The organism is Shimia sp. R9_3 (genome assembly GCF_017743755.1).
Taxonomy (GTDB): domain Bacteria; phylum Pseudomonadota; class Alphaproteobacteria; order Rhodobacterales; family Rhodobacteraceae; genus Shimia.
In genome coordinates, this window is sequence record NZ_JAGHRP010000031.1 from 1 (window position 1) to 1,209 (window position 1,209).

Sequence of the window (1,209 nt, forward strand, 5' to 3'; positions counted from 1 at the left end):
TGGTCTTGCCCCCTGAAAGTGGTCCGAATTGAGAGCGAAATTTTGGGTACATTTCTGGCACAAAGAGGAGTGTACCGATGCCGAAGAAACGATTCAGCGATGAACAGATTGCCTTTGCGCTGAGGCAGGCGGAAGCTGGAGCCACGGTGGGAGAGATCTGCCGTAAGATGGGGATCGCGGAGGCGACGTTTTATCGTTGGAAGAAGGTTTATGCCGGGATGGGCGTGTCCGAGATCCGGCGACTAAAGCAGCTCGAGGATGAGAACGGGAAATTGAAGAGACTGGTCGCCGACCTGACGCTCGACAAGACGATGCTTCAGGATGCTCTGGGAAAAAGTGGTGAAGCCTGTCCGCCGTCGCGAAGTTGTCCGGCACTACCAGCATGTGTTTGAAGTGTCGGAGCGACGAGCATGTAGTGCTATGGGCTTCGGACGGGCTTCTCATAGATACCAATCGAGGTGCGATCCTGATGTGGAACTGCGGATGCGTTTGAAAGAATTGGCAGAAAGCCGGGTAAGGTATGGGTATCGCCGGTTGCATATCCTGTTGCAGCGCGAAGGATGGCGCGTGAACCATAAACGCCTTTATCGACTGTATTGCGAAGAAGGTTTGTCGATCCGTACACGCAGTCCGAAACGCCGACACGCTTGTCGATATCGTTCGGGCCGATCAGAAGCAGATGGCATGAATGATGTTTGGGCAATGGACTTTATGTCTGACCGCCTGTTCGACGAGAAACCGTTCCGGATTCTGACCGTGGTTGACTGCTTTACGAGAGAAGCTCTCGCGACTGCTGCGAGGACGAAATTCCGAGCCTATCAGGTGATTGAGGAACTGGATCGGCTGGCGCGAATCAGAGGCAAACCACGCAGTATTCGTGTCGACAACGGCCCAGAGTTTGCCGGTCGACTGCTCGATCAGTGGGCCTATTTAAACAAGGTTGAGTTGGACTTCTCAAGGCCAGGAAAACCTACGGACAATGCATATATCGAGGCATTCAACAGTCGCCTGCGTCAGGAATGCCTGAACGCATCATGGTTCATGTCTATGAGCGATGCCAGGACCCGGATCAACCGATGGAAAACTGACTACAACGAAATCAGGCCACATTCGTCGCTCAAGAACTTGACCCCGAGCGAATTTGCGGCCCAACTGAACGAAACCCGAAAGGTCGCATGAAGCCCGGACCAGAAACGGGGTGAACACCAA

Annotated in this window: 1 protein-coding gene; it reads left to right on the forward strand. The window is 53.6% G+C overall.

Translation table 11 applies throughout. The features are described 5' to 3' along the window. The first annotated feature begins 77 nt into the window (after window positions 1-77). A protein-coding gene (locus J7412_RS21740; RefSeq protein WP_209081976.1) for an IS3 family transposase occupies window positions 78-1,179 on the forward strand; the annotation gives its coding sequence in 2 pieces (ribosomal slippage) (window positions 78-331 and window positions 330-1,179; 1,104 coding nt in all). Window positions 1,180-1,209: the final 30 nt, after the last annotated feature.